The following is a 15,243-nucleotide window of genomic DNA, read 5'->3' as shown; positions in this document are numbered from 1 at the left end:
TCCGGCGCCCTTCTTTTTGCATCACCCGCGAATCAGTTCAGCGCAGGCTTGTCCCCGTTGATCGGGATCCGCTTGGCCTTCGCCTCTTCGGGCACTACGCGCAGCAGATCGATGCTGAGCAGGCCGTTGGCCAGGCCAGCCGACTTGACTTCGATGTGGTCGGCCAGACGGAAGGACAGCTTGAACGCACGCTGGGCAATGCCCTGGTGCAGGTAGGTGACGCTGGCGTTGCTGCTGTCGCGCTTGCCGCCAGTGACGGTCAGCACGCCCTTTTCCACTTGCAGGTCGAGGTCCTGCTCCTGGAAACCGGCCGCGGCAACGACGATTCGATAGTGGTCATCGCCATGTTTTTCAACGTTATAGGGTGGGTAGCTGCTACCCGCCTCATTGCGCGCCGCGGATTCGAACAGGTCGTTGAAACGGTCGAAACCAACGGAATGGCGGAACAGTGGAGCCAGGGAAAAAGCGGTAGTCATGGGTACATCTCCTGAAAATCAGCGAGTTGGGTTATTACGCGACCCGACTTCGGCATCGCGTAATCCCTAGATGCGGACCACCGAAACGATTTCAAGCGCCAGTATGAAAATTTTCCTGCACGGCGCCGACAGGCGGTGCGACACCGAGCAGCAGGCCGACGCGATCGCAGTCGGTTTCCCGGCGCAGTTCGCCGAACAGCGCGGTCGCTTCCGGGTAGGTGCGGGTCAGCATCGCCACCCACTGCTTCAGGCGCCCCGGCGCGGAGCGCGGGGTCAGCTCGACGCGTACCCTCCGCCAGAAGGCCTGGATCAGCGGCAGCAGCGCCTGCCAGTCCATCGGCACGAACTCGACACCGTCGCGTACCGCGGTGATCTGCCGGGCCAGGTCCGGACGCGAGACCAGACCGCGCCCGAGCATGATGTCCTCGACCCCGCTGACCTCACGGCAGCGCCGCCAATCGTCCAGGGTCCAGATCTCACCATTGGCGAACACCGGGACCTTGACCACATCCTGCACCCTGGCCACCCATTCCCAATGCGCCGGCGGCTTGTAGCCCTCGACCTTGGTCCGCGCATGCACCACCAGGTGCGCCGAGCCGCCTTCAGCCAGGGCGCGGCCGCAATCCAGGGCACCGTCCGGACTGTCGAAGCCCAGGCGCATCTTCGAGGTCACCGGGATATGCGCCGGCACCGCCTTGCGCACCTCGCTGACGATCTGGAACAGCAACTCCGGCTCCTTGAGCAGCACCGCACCGCCACGGGACTTGTTCACGGTCTTGGCCGGGCAGCCGAAATTCAGGTCGATCACCGGCGCGCCCAATTCACAGGCCAGCGCCGCGTTATCGGCCAGACAGACGGGATCGGAACCCAGCAGCTGCACGCGCATCGGCACCCCGGCGGCCGTCCGCGCCCCCTGCTCCAGTTCCGGCGCCAACTTGCGGAAGGTGGCTTCGGGAAGGACGCGGTCGCAGACACGGATGAACTCGGTAACGCACCAGTCGATGCCACCGACACGGGTGAGAACGTCGCGCATGACGTCGTCGACCAGCCCCTCCATCGGGGCCAGGGCAATTTGCATGGGGAAAGACCTCGGAAAAATTGCGCACATGGTAAACGGGTTTGGCGCAAACGGAAGGGCTGCGCGGGACGTCGGATGATCGGTCAGTCCAGCGCCTTCTCCATGAACACCCGGTTGAAGCCGTGCTCCACGCCGCGATGGGTTTCGCGGTACCCCAGGCGTTGATAGAGGATCACGTTCGCCTGCATGGCGGCGTTGGTGTAGAGGCGGATCAGCGGCAAGCCGAGCGCGCGGGTACGGGCCTCGGCGAAATCGATCAGTTGCCGTCCGTGGCCATGCCCCTGGTACGCCGGATCGACCGCGACATTGACCAGCAACATCGCCCGCGGCTCGGGGCTGAGCACCAGCACGGCACGGATGGCGTCGCCCTGCTCCAGCAGCCAGACCTGCTGCTGGCGGATCATGTCGGCGTAGTCGTCATCGAGTGGCCCCGGGCGGATGCCGATGCTGTCGACATAAGGCAGGTAGGCGGCCCGGACCACAGCGACGACGCACGCGTCGTCCTCGATCCGCGCCTGGCGAATCACGCCTGCTTCTCCAGCAGCGCCTGGCCGTAACCGTCGAGAAACTCCTGCGGCATGCGCTTGGGCTTGCCTGTGGACAACTCGATGCAGACGAACGTGGTCTGCGCACGCAACAGCGTGGTGCCGTCGCTCGGGCGGACCAATTGGAAATGCCGGGTCATTTTCAGGCGCTGGTCCCAGTCGACGATCCAGGTCGCCAACTGCAGCTCGTCGTCTTCGTAGGCACTGGCGAGGTAGTCGATTTCATGCCGGACCACCGCCATGGCACGGTCCAGGCGCCGGTACTCGGCCAGGTCCAGGCCCAGGCGCTGGGAGTGGCGCCAGGCGCAGCGCTCCAGCCAGGTGACGTAGACCGCGTTGTTGGCGTGCCCCAGTCCGTCGATATCTTCGGCAGCGACCCGCAGGTCGATGACGAATGGCGTTGCCAGATCCCAGCTCATGCCCGCTCCCGTTTGTGATGAACGGGCATGAGTGTAACGGATGATTACGCCGATTGGCGCACCGACATGACGCTGCGCTGCAGCAGATCGAGAACCCCGGCCACCACCCGCGGATCGGCCAGGACGCGCTGGTGGCCGCCCTCCTCCAGCATCAGCAGGCGACTGTCGAACCAGGCGTCGTGGATCAGTTGCGCTTCGCCGGCGGGTACCAGTTGATCATCCATCGCGTGCACCACGAGACCGGGCAGGTCCAGCTGATAGCTGCTGACGTCGAGGCGATCGATCGCCACGCCCACATCCCGCTCGACCTTGCGGATGAACGCCGCCCGCGCTCGCGGCGGCATGTTCAGGCGCCGGGCGAAGCCGCGCACCACCCCCAGCAGGCGGGACGGCGCGGCGATGCTGACCACCGCTTCGGCCCGCAGGCCCCACTGCAAGGCGAGCAGAACACTGGCGCCCCCCATGGAATGACCGATCACCGCTTTCAGCGGCGGCAATTCCGCGGCAGCCTCCAGCATCGCCCGGGCAAACAGGCCGACATGCGCCTCATCCCCTGGCGAACGCCCGTGTCCCGGGCCATCCAGAGCCACGGCGGTGTAGCCCGCCTCGACCAGGGCGTCGATCAGCCGCGCGAACTGCGTTGGCCGCCCTTCCCAGCCGTGCATCAACAGCACGGTCGGCCCCTGCCCCCAACGCAGCGCGGAAAGCCCGAAGCGCAGGGTGATGCGTTCGGCCCGCGCCAGCACCGGCAACTCCCAGTCACGCGGCGGCTGGGTGTAGGGCGTGGTGAACGCCCGGTGCATCTTGCTGGCGATATGCCCCGGGATCAGCCGCCCCAGGGTGCCGTTCACGCCACGAATCCAGCTCAAGGTGTTCATCGCTTCGCTCCAGTGGGGAGGTTCAGATCACCGCCGTTTTGGCGGCACGCAGAATACGGTCGGACAGCTCGTCGGTACCCAGGGCACGAGCCAGGACAAGACCGCCGACCATCAGAGCGAGGTCGGCGAAAAACTTGTCGGTTTCTTCCGGGCTGTCCACCAATTTCGCCGCCATCAGCTCGATATGCTCGGCCAGGACTTCGCGGAAGGCATCGGGCAGACGGGGCATTTCACTCAGGGCATTGGGCAGCGGACAGGCGTCTTCGGTGGAATCACGGTGCTTGCGTGACAGATAGAACGCCGCGACCAGGGCCCGACGGGACTGCCCATCCAGCGCGGGGTCGACCTGCGCCAGCAAGGCACGGCGCTCGCCGAGCAATTCGCGGAAGGCTTCCAGCATCAGTGCTTCCTTGCTCTCGAAATGGGCGTAGAAACCACCTACGGTAAGGCCGGCAGCACTCATCACCTGATTCACGCTGGAATCCGCGGGGCCCCGCTGGATCAGCGCGCAACGTGCGGCATCGAGAATGCGTTCGCGGGTCTTGGCTTTCTTGTCGTTCATGGCAGGGCACCGAAAATATTATGCTGGTAATATTATGCTCATAATATTTAAAGGCAAGACCCTGACCCGGCTATTTGTTGGCCGGGACAAGATTTTTTCGAGGGAAAAAACAAAAGGCTCATTCAATAATCGAATGAGCCTTGAAATTCCGCATAGCGGATAAAGTGGCGTCCCCTAGGGGACTCGAACCCCTGTTACCGCCGTGAAAGGGCGGTGTCCTAGGCCACTAGACGAAGGGGACTTGTAACCTTCGTGCAGATCCGTTTTCACGAATCCTGGCGGAATTGGTGGAGCTAAGCGGGATCGAACCGCTGACCTCCTGCATGCCATGCAGGCGCTCTCCCAGCTGAGCTATAGCCCCGGATTTCTAGCCTCTCGGCCCAGCGACCTCTTGCGACATCGCTTGTGCAAAACTGGCGTCCCCTAGGGGACTCGAACCCCTGTTACCGCCGTGAAAGGGCGGTGTCCTAGGCCACTAGACGAAGGGGACGCAACCCTTCTACCATTGACCGGTTCTTCGAACCGATCTGATCGCAGTCGCTGGAATTGACTGCAGATCTGGAAATTGGTGGAGCTAAGCGGGATCGAACCGCTGACCTCCTGCATGCCATGCAGGCGCTCTCCCAGCTGAGCTATAGCCCCACAATGTCGCTTTGAACTTGATCCGCTTGGCTGGGTGCTTCGCGTTTCGTTTTCGTTCATCGCTGTGGACGGGGCGCATATTAAGATCGGATTGCAGACCTGTCAAATATATTTTCAACAAAATTCAAAAATTTTTTCCCAGATAACAATCACTTACCGCCCTCCCCCGGGAAAGCTCCCGTATTTGCGGGGGATTGACGCTGTGCGACAGGCTGCGCAAACGCCGCGGGGCGAACCCCCCTGCCCCGGCACAAAGCCCCAGGCAGCGGATTCGCCCCGCGAAAAAACAGGCAACTGCAATCAGGCGATGGTGCCCAGCAGCTTCTCCCATTCCTTGTTTTCTTTCTTCGAAACGCCACCCAGCAGGTCCAGGGCCTGACGCAGGCGATAGCGGGTCAGGTCCGGGCCGAGGATTTCCATGGCGTCGAGCACCGAGACCGAACTGGCCTGGCCGCTGATCGCGGCGAACATCAGTGGCATGGCATCACGCAGCTTGAGCTCCAGCGCCTCGACCACCGCCTGGATGCACCCGGTGATGCGCTCCTTCTCCCACTGCCGCAGGCCTTCCAGTTTCCACAGGATCAGTTGCATGACCTGGCGCACCTGATCGGCGGACAGTTTCTTGTGCTCGAACAGTTTCGCATCCAGCTTCAGCGCACCTTCGAAGAAGAAGCCGCCCAGCGGCGCGATCTGGCTGAAGGTTTCCACCCGGCCCTGCACGTGCGGGGCGATCTTCATCATGTAGTCGCTGTTGAACGCCCACTTCTGCACGCGCGCGGCGAACTCTTCCACCGGCAGCTCGCGCAGCCACTGGCCATTGAGCCAGGACAGCTTCTCGATATCGAAGATCGGCCCGCCCAGGGATACGCGGGACAGGTCGAAGTGCTCGACCATCTCGTCCAGGGAGAACTTCTCGCGCTCGTCCGGCATCGACCAGCCCATGCGCCCCAGGTAGTTGAGCATGGCTTCCGGCATGAAGCCCATGCGCTCGTAGAAGGTCACCGAGGTCGGGTTCTTGCGTTTGGACAGCTTGCTCTTGTCCGGGTTGCGCAGCAGCGGCATGTAGCACAGCTTCGGCTGCTCCCAGCCGAAGTATTCGTAGAGCTTGATCAGCTTCGGCGCCGAGGGCAGCCACTCTTCGCCACGCAGAACGTGGGTGATGCCCATCAGGTGGTCATCGACCACGTTGGCGAGGAAGTAGGTCGGCAGGCCATCGGTCTTCATCAGCACCTGCATGTCCATGCGGTCCCACGGGATCTCGACATCGCCACGCAGCATGTCCGGCACCACGCAGACGCCTTCGCTCGGCACTTTCATGCGGATCACGTGGGGCTCGCCGGCGGCCAGGCGACGCTGCACTTCCTCGGCCGACAGCAGCAGCGCGCGACCGTCGTAACGCGGGGTCTCACCGCGGGCCATCTGCTCGGCACGCATCTGCTCCAGCTCCTCGGCGGTGCAGAAGCACGGGAACGCATGGCCCGCATCCACCAGTTGCTGTGCATATTGCTTGTAGATCTCACCCCGCTCGCTCTGCCGATACGGACCGTGCGGACCGCCGACATCCGGGCCTTCGGCCCATTCGATGCCGAGCCAGCGCAGGGCATCGAAGATCTGTTGTTCGGATTCGCGGGTCGAACGCAACTGGTCGGTATCTTCGATACGCAAGATGAACTCGCCGCCGTGCTGCTTGGCAAAGCAGTAGTTGAACAGGGCGATATAAGCGGTGCCGACGTGGGGATCGCCGGTAGGCGAAGGCGCGATGCGCGTGCGAACGGTGGTCATGAGAGTCTCGAACAAGAGGTGAAACAAAGCCGGGATGTTAACAGGGAGCGGGCGCCGGGCTCCAGTAATGGGCGCGATCGTCACTTGCACCGCTGGATCCAATCTTTGTTAAATTTGCTTACATTTCTGGAACGATCTCCCCCATGCCTGCCCAACTCAAGCGTCGCCTGCTGATTTTTCTCTTCCTGGTTCTCCTGGTGTCCCTTGGCTTCCTCGCTCACTGGTACCTGAAAGGTCGTTTCTACGAAAGCACCGACAATGCCTACGTGCAGGGCGAGATCACCCGGGTCTCCAGCCAGCTGAGCGCGCGTATCGATGCGGTTCTGGTGCAGGACAACCAGCATGTGAACAAGGGTGACTTGCTGGTGCGCCTGGAAGCCGACGACTTCCGCTTCGCCGTGGAACGCGCCCGCGCCACCCTCGACACCCGCGAGGCAGAGCGCCTGCAAGCGGAAAGCCGCCTGACCCAGCAATCGAGCCTGATCGCCGCCGGTCAGGCCCAGGTCGCCGCCAGCCAGGCCACCCTCGGCCGCGCGCAACTGGACCTGAATCGCGCCCAGGCCCTGCGCAAGCCGGGCTTCGTCTCCGAGGAACGGGTCACCACCCTTTCCGCGGAAAACAATGTCGCCCGCTCCCAGGTCAGCAAGGCCCAGGCCGACCTGCAGGGCCAGCGCCAGCAGGTCAGCGCCCTGGAGGCCGAACTCAAACGCCTCGACGCGCAGATCGCCACCGCCCGCACCGACCTGGCCCAGGCCGAACTCAACCTGACCCGCAGCGAAATCCACGCGCCGATCAGCGGCATGATCGGCCAGCGCAGCGCCCGCGATGGCCAATACGTGCAGAACGGCGCCTACCTGCTGTCCATCGTTCCCGACCAGGACATCTGGGTGCAGGCCAACTTCAAGGAAACCCAGATCGGCAAGATGCAACCTGGCCAGCGTGCCGAGCTGGTCTTCGACAGCTATCCGGACACTCCCATCGAGGGTCGCGTGGACAGCCTGTTCGCCGCCTCCGGCGCGCAGTTCAGTCTGCTGCCGCCGGACAACGCCACCGGCAACTTCACCAAGGTCGTACAACGGATTCCGGTAAAGCTCACCTTCAGCGCTGACAACCCGCTGCAAGGCCGCATCCGCCCGGGCATGTCGGTCACCGCCACTGTCGATCTGCGCGACGATGGCCGGTGATCAACTGATCCGTCCCGTCGGCGAACCGAGCCGGCGTGACTGGATCGCGGTGATGAGCGTGATGCTCGGCGCCTTCATGGCCGTGCTCGACATCCAGATCACCAACTCCTCGCTCAAGGACATCCAGGGTGCGCTGTCAGCAACCCTGGAAGAGGGTTCGTGGATTTCCACCTCCTACCTGGTGGCCGAGATCATCATGATCCCGCTGACCGCCTGGCTGGTGCAGTTGCTCTCGGCGCGGCGCCTGGCGGTGTGGGTGTCGCTGGGTTTCCTGGCTTCCTCGCTGCTCTGCTCCATGGCCTGGAACCTGGAAAGCATGATCGTGTTCCGGGCCATGCAGGGCTTCACCGGTGGCGCACTGATCCCCCTGGCGTTCACCCTGACCCTGATCAAACTGCCGGAGCACCACCGCGCCAAAGGCATGGCGATGTTTGCCATGACGGCTACCTTCGCCCCGTCCATCGGCCCGACCCTGGGTGGCTGGCTCACGGAAAACTGGGGCTGGGAGTACATCTTCTATATCAACATCCCGCCCGGCCTGATCATGATCGCCGGTTTGATGTACGGGCTGGAGAAGAAGGAAGCGCACTGGGAACTGCTGAAAAGCACCGACTACGCCGGCATCGTCACCCTCGGTATCGGACTCGGCTGCCTACAGGTGTTTCTCGAAGAGGGCCATCGCAAGGACTGGCTGGAATCGGGCCTGATCGTCGGTCTGGGCAGCATTGCCCTGGTCAGCCTGATCGCCTTCGTCATCATCCAGTTCTCCAGACCCAACCCGCTGATCAACCTGCGCATTCTCAGAAACCGCAATTTCGGTCTGTCGAGCATCGCCAGCCTGGGCCTGGGGGTTGGCTTGTACGGTTCGATCTATCTGCTGCCGCTGTATCTGGCACAGATCCAGAACTACAACGCCCTGCAGATCGGCGAAGTGATCATGTGGATGGGCGTGCCGCAACTGTTCCTGATTCCGCTGGTACCGCAGTTGATGAAGGTGATTTCACCGAAGATTCTCTGCGCGGTGGGCTTCAGCCTGTTCGGTCTGGCCAGCTTCGGCTCCGGAGTGCTCAACCCCGACTTCGCCGGAAGCCAGTTCAACCACATCCAGATCATTCGCGCCCTCGGCCAGCCGATGATCATGGTGACCATCTCGCTGATCGCCACCGCCTATATCCAGCCGCAGGACGCGGGATCGGCGTCGAGCCTGTTCAACATCCTGCGCAACCTTGGCGGTGCGATCGGCATCGCCCTGCTGGCGACCCTGCTGGATGCCCGGGCCAAGGTCTACTTCGATTACCTGCGCGAGTCGGTGGTGCCGAGCAACCCGGCGGTGGCGGAGCGCCTTGCGCAGTTGGCGGAGCGACTGGGCAGCGACAATGCCGCGCTGGGCAAGCTGAGCGAGATCACCCACCAGCAGGCGATGATCATGGCCTACAACGATGCCTTCCACTTTGTCGGGATCGGCTTGGCGATCAGCATGGTTGCGGTCTTGTTGACCCGGAAGTTGCCGCAGGGACTCAAGGCAGGAGAAGCCCATTAGGGCCTCATCGCGGGCAACGCCCGCTCCCACAATGATCTCTGCCGGTCACGAGACACCGGCTCGCCACAAAACCTGTGGGAAGCCGGCGTTGCCGGCGATGAGGCCCGAAAGAGCGATAAAGAACCTCAGGCGGTAATCAGCTTCTCGCGCAACTTGGCAATCTCGTCGCGCATCTGCGCCGCCGCCTCGAACTCCAGATCCCGCGCCAGCTGGAACATCTTCTCTTCAAGCTGCTTGATGCGCTTGGTGATCTCCGCCGGCGAACGCAGCTCGGCCTCGTAGCGCGCGCTCTCCTCCGCCGCCTTGGCCATGCCCTTGCGCTTCTTGCTGCGCGAACCGGGCACGTTGGCGCCTTCCAGGATGTCGGTGATGTCCTTGACCACGCCCTTGGGCACGATGCCATTGGCTGCGTTGAAGGCGATCTGCTTGTCGCGGCGGCGTTCGGTCTCGTCGATCGCCCGCTGCATCGAGCCGGTGATCTGGTCGGCGTAGAGGATCGCCCGGCCATTGAGGTTGCGCGCGGCGCGGCCGATGGTCTGGATCAGCGAACGCTCGGAACGCAGGAACCCCTCCTTGTCCGCATCGAGGATCGCCACCAGCGACACCTCGGGCATGTCCAGGCCTTCGCGCAGCAGGTTGATCCCCACCAGCACGTCGAAGGTACCGAGACGCAGGTCGCGGATGATCTCGACCCGCTCCACCGTGTCGATATCCGAATGCAGGTAGCGCACCCGCACATCGTGATCGGCGAGATAGTCGGTGAGGTCTTCGGCCATGCGCTTGGTCAGGGTGGTGACCAGCACCCGCTCCTCCATGGCCACGCGCTTGCGGATTTCCGAAAGCAGGTCGTCGACCTGGGTCAGCGCCGGACGGATCTCCACCTCCGGGTCGACCAGCCCCGTCGGGCGCACCACCTGCTCGACGACCCGCCCGGCGTGTTCCGCTTCATACGCCCCGGGAGTGGCGGAAACGAAGATGGTCTGCGGGCTGACGCTCTCCCACTCGTCGAAGCGCATGGGCCGGTTGTCCAGCGCGGAAGGCAGACGGAAGCCGTACTCCACCAGGGTTTCCTTGCGCGAGCGGTCGCCCTTGTACATCGCCCCGACCTGCGGAACGCTGACGTGGGATTCGTCGATCACCAACAGTGAGTCCGGCGGCAGGTAGTCGTACAGCGTGGGCGGCGGCGCCCCGGCCGGCCGGCCGGAGAGGTAGCGCGAGTAGTTTTCGATGCCGTTGCAGTAGCCCAGTTCGAGGATCATCTCCAGGTCGAAGCGGGTGCGCTGCTCCAGGCGTTGCGCCTCGACCAGTTTGTTGGCCTTGTGCAGGTACTCCAGGCGCTCCTTGAGCTCGTCCTTGATCCCGTCCACCGCCTCCAGCAGGGTTTCCCGCGGGGTGACGTAGTGGCTCTTGGGATAGAAGGTGAAGCGCGGCAGCTTGCGGATCACCTCTCCGGTCAGCGGATCGAAGGCAGCGAGGTTTTCCACTTCGTCGTCGAACAGCTCGATGCGGATCGCCTCGAGGTCGGACTCCGCCGGGAACACGTCGATCACATCACCGCGCACGCGGAAGGTGGCGCGGGCGAAATCCATCTCGTTGCGGGTGTACTGCAGGTCGGCCAGGCGCCGCAACAGGGCGCGCTGGTCGAGCTTGTCGCCGCGATCCACGTGCAAGACCATCTTCAGGTAGGTCTCGGGACTGCCCAGGCCGTAGATGCACGACACCGTGGTGACGATGATCGCATCGCGCCGCTCAAGCAGCGCCTTGGTCGCCGACAGACGCATCTGCTCGATGTGGTCGTTGATCGAGGCGTCCTTCTCGATGAAGGTGTCGGACGACGGCACGTAGGCCTCGGGCTGGTAGTAGTCGTAGTAGGAAACGAAATACTCCACCGCGTTGTTCGGAAAGAACGCCTTGAACTCGCCGTACAGCTGCGCGGCCAGGGTCTTGTTCGGCGCCAGCACCAGGGTCGGACGCTGCACCTGGGCGATCACGTTGGCGATGCTGAAGGTCTTGCCCGAGCCGGTCACACCGAGCAGGGTCTGGTGCGCCAGCCCCGCCTCGATGCCTTCGACCATCAGGCGGATGGCTTCCGGCTGGTCGCCGGCCGGCTGGAAACGGGTGACGAGCTGAAACTCGGACATGACGGACCTCTGCGCAAGTGCGGATACAGGCAACTGTATTTTTAGCCAGTAGTTATACCCAATTAAAGCCGTCCTGCGCCAGTTTCAACCGAACGCTCGACGGATTTCCCACTGTTGACCGGGGGATTCGACTAACGGTCGAAAAATATTCCCTGAAACAGCGGGAAAAGCTGCGGCAGACTGTCGCCGTGACCGATCGGTATCACTATACTGACTCCCCGTTTGTGCACCGCTCTAGTGCATTCGGCTGGAGCGTGCGGACCCTATCACCCTCCATTCAGAGCCAAGGTAATAATGAGCCTGTTTTCCGCTGTCGAGCTGGCACCACGCGATCCCATTCTGGGCCTCAACGAAGCATTCAACGCCGACACCCGCACCGAGAAAGTCAACCTCGGCGTAGGCGTTTACTGCAACGAAGAAGGACGTATCCCACTGCTGCGTGCGGTCATCGAAGCCGAAACCCAACGTGCCGCACAGCACGCTTCCCGCGGCTACCTGCCGATCGACGGTATCGCCGCCTATGACCAGGCCGTGCAGAAACTGCTGTTCGGTGCCGAGTCGCCACTGCTGGCCGAAGGCCGTGTGGTCACCGTCCAGGCCGTCGGCGGTACCGGCGCCCTGAAGATCGGTGCCGACTTCCTCAAGCAGCTGTCGCCGAACGCCGTCGTCGCCATCAGCGATCCGAGCTGGGAAAACCATCGCGCCCTGTTCGAAACCGCCGGTTTCCCGGTGCAGAACTACCGCTACTACGACGCGCCGAGCAACGACGTGAACCGCGCCGGCATGCTGGAAGACCTGAACAACCTGCCATCGGGTTCGATCATCGTCCTGCACGCCTGCTGCCACAACCCGACCGGCGTCGACCTGAGCCTGGCCGACTGGAAAAACGTGCTGGAAGTGGTCAGGGCCAAGGGCCATGTGCCGTTCCTCGACATGGCCTACCAGGGCTTCGGTGACGGTATCGCCGAGGACGCCTTCGCCGTGCGCCTGTTCGCCGAGTCGGGCCTGAACTTCTTCGTCTCCAGCTCGTTCTCCAAGTCGTTCTCGCTGTATGGCGAGCGCGTCGGAGCCCTGTCGATCGTCACCAACACCAAGGAAGAAAGCACTCGCGTGCTGTCCCAGGTCAAGCGCGTGATCCGCACCACCTACTCCAACCCGCCGACCCACGGCGCCAGCATCGTTGCCGCCGTGCTGAACAGCCCCGAGCTGCGTCAGATGTGGGAAACCGAGCTGGGCGAAATGCGTGGCCGCATCCACGGCATGCGCAAGCAGATGGTCGATCTCCTGGCCGAATACGGCGCCAAGCGCGATTTCAGCTTCGTCGGTCGCCAGCGCGGCATGTTCTCCTACTCGGGCCTGAGCGTTGAGCAGGTAGCCCGCCTGAAGAACGAATTCGGTATCTACGCCCTGGATACCGGCCGCATCTGCGTGGCCACCCTGAACCAGAGCAACATCCACGTGGTCACCAAAGCCATCGTCGAAGTGCTGTAAGCGACAATTCCCAAGGGGAGCTTGACTTCCCCTTGGGAATCAGTAAGATACGCCCCAGATTCCGCGATAGCTCAGTCGGTAGAGCAAATGACTGTTAATCATTGGGTCCCTGGTTCGAGTCCAGGTCGCGGAGCCAAATACTGAAAACCTCCAGATGCGCAAGCACTGGAGGTTTTTTCATTCTGGTGCGGAAATACACTTCTCCCCTTTCGATGCCCGCCTTCACGGGCACCGGCGCAGCACTCACTCCCGCCCGATAGGGTAGAACTCTCCCGAACTCCACACCCCCAGCCAGGATTCGCCGGCAATTTCCCGCGAGACCGCCAGATCCACCAGCTGATAGAACACATTGCGGTGAATCAGCGCCTCCAGGTTGGCGCGCATATGCACGTAGGGTGAAGGCTCCTGGGTCAGCGGATCGATGACGAAACGCAGCGGATGCTCGGCACCGGCCTGGACCCGATCCTCGACGTTGCTGGTGAAGAACAGGGTCTGCTGCTCACCCTCGCCCTCGACTTCCACACTCACCGCCACGAAGGGCGCGTCATCGACCTTGATCCCGACCTTCTCAACCGGTGTGATCAGGAAGTAATCGTCGCCATCCCGGCGAATGATGGTGGAGAACAGGCGCACCATGGGCTTGCGCCCGATCGGCGTGCCCAGGTAGTACCAGGTGCCATCGCGGGCGATACGCATGTCGATATCGCCACAGAAGTCCGGATTCCACAGATGGACGGGCGGCAGGCCCTTTTCCGCCTTGGGGATCTGTGCCAGCAGATCGTTGGCCTTGCCTGTATCGACCATATTCCCGTGTCCTCAGCGACTCATGCCCAGAAGGGTTCGAGCGTAATCTTCCAGGGGTGGGCCGAGCAAATCTTCCGGCTTGTTGTCGTGGAACGTCAGCAAACCGCCGCGACTGCGAATCCGGGCGGTGTCGATGAGGTAGCGGGTATTGGTCTCGATCAGCATCATCTGCACCACCCCGGTATCGATCCCCAGACGGTCGACCGCCTGCTCGTCATACCATTCGTCGCCGTTGCCGATACGGTTGTCCGCCTTGGCGAAGCGGGTATACAGCAGGTAGTGAGCCCCCACCGAGCGCGCCTGGACCAGCGCTTCCTCCAGGCCGACCGGCCCTTCCGCGCGACGTACCAGCGGGAAATATTCGACGAAACCCTTGAACGCCTCTTCCGCCACCACGTTGGGCCGCGGGTAAGCGCCGCCGGGCGGCACGAAAGCACCCTGGGCGATGAAAATGAACGAGTCGGGTTGCAGACGCAGCGATATCGAGCGCTGGGTATCGCTGTGGTCCAGCAGACCCGAATCGCTCATGTGATAGCGGGCACCTTCGCCCATGTCGCTGACATTCATGCAGCCACCCAGCGCGATGAACGCCAGCAGCAGAACCAGGCTACGCATCTTTCCTCCAGAGGCCGGCGACGGAAAACCGGCGAACAGCCCGCTAATGCAGGTTCTGCGCCAGCTTGCCAGGTCAGCCGCCGATGATCTTCATCACCGTGGCGCCACCGGAGAAGGCCACGCTCTGCTTGTCGCCCAGGGCCTTGACCAGCAAACCCTGGAGGGCAGGCAACGCCTGATGACGCGGGAGGTCGAGCAGATCGCCGATATAGTGCCGATTGCTCGACGACAGGCAGCCGTGCAGCCAACCGGTGGAAGACAGGCGCAGGCGCGAGCAGGTACGACAGAACGGCACGCTTTCGTTGGCGATCACACCGAAGCAGCCCCGCCCCGGAATTCGGTAGCGCAATGCCGTGGCATCCACCGGCGCATCCGCCTGGGCGTATTCGAAGTGTTCGCCGATCACTTGCAGAAGCTGTTCAAGGCCGACGAATTGCTGCAGGAACTGGTTGTTGTCACGGGCCAGATGCCCCATGCGCATCAGCTCGATGAAACGCAGCTCGTAGCCGTGCTCCAGGCAGTAATCCAGCAGCGGCAGGACCTGATCGAGGTTCTGCCCGCGCAGCGGCACCATGTTGACCTTGATCTTCATCCCCGCCGCGGCTGCCTGCGCCATGCCATCGAGCACGCTGGCCAGATCGCCACCACGGGCAATGCCGCGGAAGGCCTGGGCATCGAGGGTATCCAGGGAGACGTTGAGGCGGCGGATGCCGACATCCACCAGCAGCGGCAGCTTGCGCGCCAACAACTGGCCGTTGGTGGTGAGACTGATGTCATCGAGACCGAAACCGGCCACGGTTTTCAGGAAGGTTTCCAGCTTGGGACTGACCAGCGGTTCACCGCCAGTAACCCGCAGCCGTTCGATGCCAGCGGCCTCGATCAGATAGGCCACACCACGCGCCAGAGCCTCGGCGGACAACTCATCCTGCGCGGCGACCAGTCGTTTGCCGTCGGGCACGCAATAGGTGCACGCGTAGTTGCAGGCGGCGGTAAGGCTGACACGCAAGTTGCGAAAACGCCTGCCTTGACGGTCGACGATCATGGAAAACTCCGGCATGGATGAATCGGGCTCGCAAAACCTGACTC

14 protein-coding genes and 5 tRNA genes are annotated in these 15,243 nt (G+C 62.9%); 4 read left to right on the top strand and 15 right to left on the bottom strand.

Annotated elements, in window-relative coordinates; translation table 11 throughout:
- Window positions 1-32: 32 nt before the first annotated feature.
- From CHB99_RS16195 to gltX, 11 genes are all read right to left on the bottom strand, one after another.
- Window positions 33-476, bottom strand: coding sequence for an Hsp20 family protein (locus CHB99_RS16195; protein ID WP_042122247.1), 444 nt, complete (start codon window positions 474-476; stop codon window positions 33-35).
- 91 nt (window positions 477-567) lie between these two features.
- Complete coding sequence (locus tag CHB99_RS16190; RefSeq protein WP_042122249.1) at window positions 568-1,554, bottom strand: tRNA dihydrouridine synthase; 987 nt, start codon at window positions 1,552-1,554, stop codon at window positions 568-570.
- Window positions 1,555-1,637: 83 nt separating this feature from the next.
- Window positions 1,638-2,081, bottom strand: a complete 444-nt coding sequence (locus CHB99_RS16185; protein WP_042122251.1) for a GNAT family N-acetyltransferase — start codon at window positions 2,079-2,081, stop codon at window positions 1,638-1,640.
- Complete coding sequence (locus CHB99_RS16180) at window positions 2,078-2,518, bottom strand: acyl-CoA thioesterase (RefSeq protein WP_042122253.1); 441 nt, start codon at window positions 2,516-2,518, stop codon at window positions 2,078-2,080. The genes CHB99_RS16185 and CHB99_RS16180 overlap by 4 nt, the downstream gene beginning before the upstream one ends.
- A gap of 44 nt (window positions 2,519-2,562) precedes the next feature.
- Window positions 2,563-3,396 carry an alpha/beta fold hydrolase gene (locus CHB99_RS16175; RefSeq protein WP_042122255.1) on the bottom strand — a complete coding sequence of 278 codons (834 nt, stop codon included), beginning with the start codon at window positions 3,394-3,396 and terminating at the stop codon, window positions 2,563-2,565.
- A gap of 22 nt (window positions 3,397-3,418) precedes the next feature.
- Window positions 3,419-3,958 (bottom strand): TetR/AcrR family transcriptional regulator, encoded by a 540-nt coding sequence (locus CHB99_RS16170; RefSeq protein WP_042122257.1) that lies wholly within the window; start codon window positions 3,956-3,958, stop codon window positions 3,419-3,421.
- A gap of 165 nt (window positions 3,959-4,123) precedes the next feature.
- A tRNA-Glu gene (locus CHB99_RS16165) sits at window positions 4,124-4,199 on the bottom strand.
- Window positions 4,200-4,243: 44 nt separating this feature from the next.
- Window positions 4,244-4,319 (bottom strand) — tRNA-Ala (locus CHB99_RS16160).
- A gap of 53 nt (window positions 4,320-4,372) precedes the next feature.
- Window positions 4,373-4,448, bottom strand: a tRNA-Glu gene (locus CHB99_RS16155).
- 76 nt (window positions 4,449-4,524) lie between these two features.
- Window positions 4,525-4,600: transfer RNA gene (locus CHB99_RS16150), tRNA-Ala, on the bottom strand.
- Between the two features lie 300 nt (window positions 4,601-4,900).
- A complete protein-coding gene (gene gltX / locus CHB99_RS16145; RefSeq protein WP_042122259.1) occupies window positions 4,901-6,382 on the bottom strand; it encodes a glutamate--tRNA ligase in 1,482 nt (493 codons plus the stop codon).
- Window positions 6,383-6,525: 143 nt separating this feature from the next.
- Between gltX and CHB99_RS16140 the strand changes: the two genes are divergently transcribed.
- Both CHB99_RS16140 and CHB99_RS16135 read left to right on the top strand, forming a co-directional pair.
- Complete coding sequence (locus CHB99_RS16140) at window positions 6,526-7,566, top strand: HlyD family secretion protein (RefSeq protein WP_042122261.1); 1,041 nt, start codon at window positions 6,526-6,528, stop codon at window positions 7,564-7,566.
- Complete coding sequence (locus tag CHB99_RS16135) at window positions 7,556-9,106, top strand: MDR family MFS transporter (protein ID WP_042122263.1); 1,551 nt, start codon at window positions 7,556-7,558, stop codon at window positions 9,104-9,106. Before CHB99_RS16140 ends, CHB99_RS16135 begins: the two co-directional genes overlap by 11 nt.
- Window positions 9,107-9,231: 125 nt before the next feature.
- Here CHB99_RS16135 and uvrB read toward each other — a convergent pair whose 3' ends face one another.
- Entirely contained in the window at window positions 9,232-11,247 is a 2,016-nt protein-coding gene (uvrB, locus tag CHB99_RS16130) for an excinuclease ABC subunit UvrB (protein ID WP_042122265.1), read from the bottom strand.
- A gap of 294 nt (window positions 11,248-11,541) precedes the next feature.
- Here uvrB and CHB99_RS16125 point away from each other — a divergent pair, with 294 nt between their 5' ends.
- Window positions 11,542-12,738, top strand: a complete 1,197-nt coding sequence (locus CHB99_RS16125; RefSeq protein WP_042122267.1) for an amino acid aminotransferase — start codon at window positions 11,542-11,544, stop codon at window positions 12,736-12,738.
- A 60-nt stretch (window positions 12,739-12,798) separates the two neighbouring features.
- Window positions 12,799-12,874, top strand: a tRNA-Asn gene (locus CHB99_RS16120).
- Between the two features lie 107 nt (window positions 12,875-12,981).
- On the opposite strand, the gene CHB99_RS16115 is transcribed toward CHB99_RS16120, so the two are convergent.
- From CHB99_RS16115 to CHB99_RS16105, 3 genes are all read right to left on the bottom strand, one after another.
- The gene (locus CHB99_RS16115; RefSeq protein ID WP_042122269.1) at window positions 12,982-13,542 is read right to left on the bottom strand and encodes a DUF1285 domain-containing protein; all 561 of its coding nucleotides are present in this window, start codon (window positions 13,540-13,542) and stop codon (window positions 12,982-12,984) included.
- A gap of 12 nt (window positions 13,543-13,554) precedes the next feature.
- A complete protein-coding gene (locus CHB99_RS16110; protein ID WP_042122270.1) occupies window positions 13,555-14,157 on the bottom strand; it encodes a DUF4823 domain-containing protein in 603 nt (200 codons plus the stop codon).
- A gap of 73 nt (window positions 14,158-14,230) precedes the next feature.
- Window positions 14,231-15,199 (bottom strand): GTP 3',8-cyclase MoaA, encoded by a 969-nt coding sequence (locus CHB99_RS16105; protein WP_042122272.1) that lies wholly within the window; start codon window positions 15,197-15,199, stop codon window positions 14,231-14,233.
- Window positions 15,200-15,243 lie beyond the last annotated feature (44 nt).

It is taken from the genome of Pseudomonas japonica (genome assembly GCF_900188455.1).
Classification (GTDB): domain Bacteria; phylum Pseudomonadota; class Gammaproteobacteria; order Pseudomonadales; family Pseudomonadaceae; genus Aquipseudomonas; species Aquipseudomonas japonica.
The sequence above is the reverse complement of the archived record's forward strand: the minus strand, read 5'-3'. Positions and strand labels throughout refer to the sequence as shown.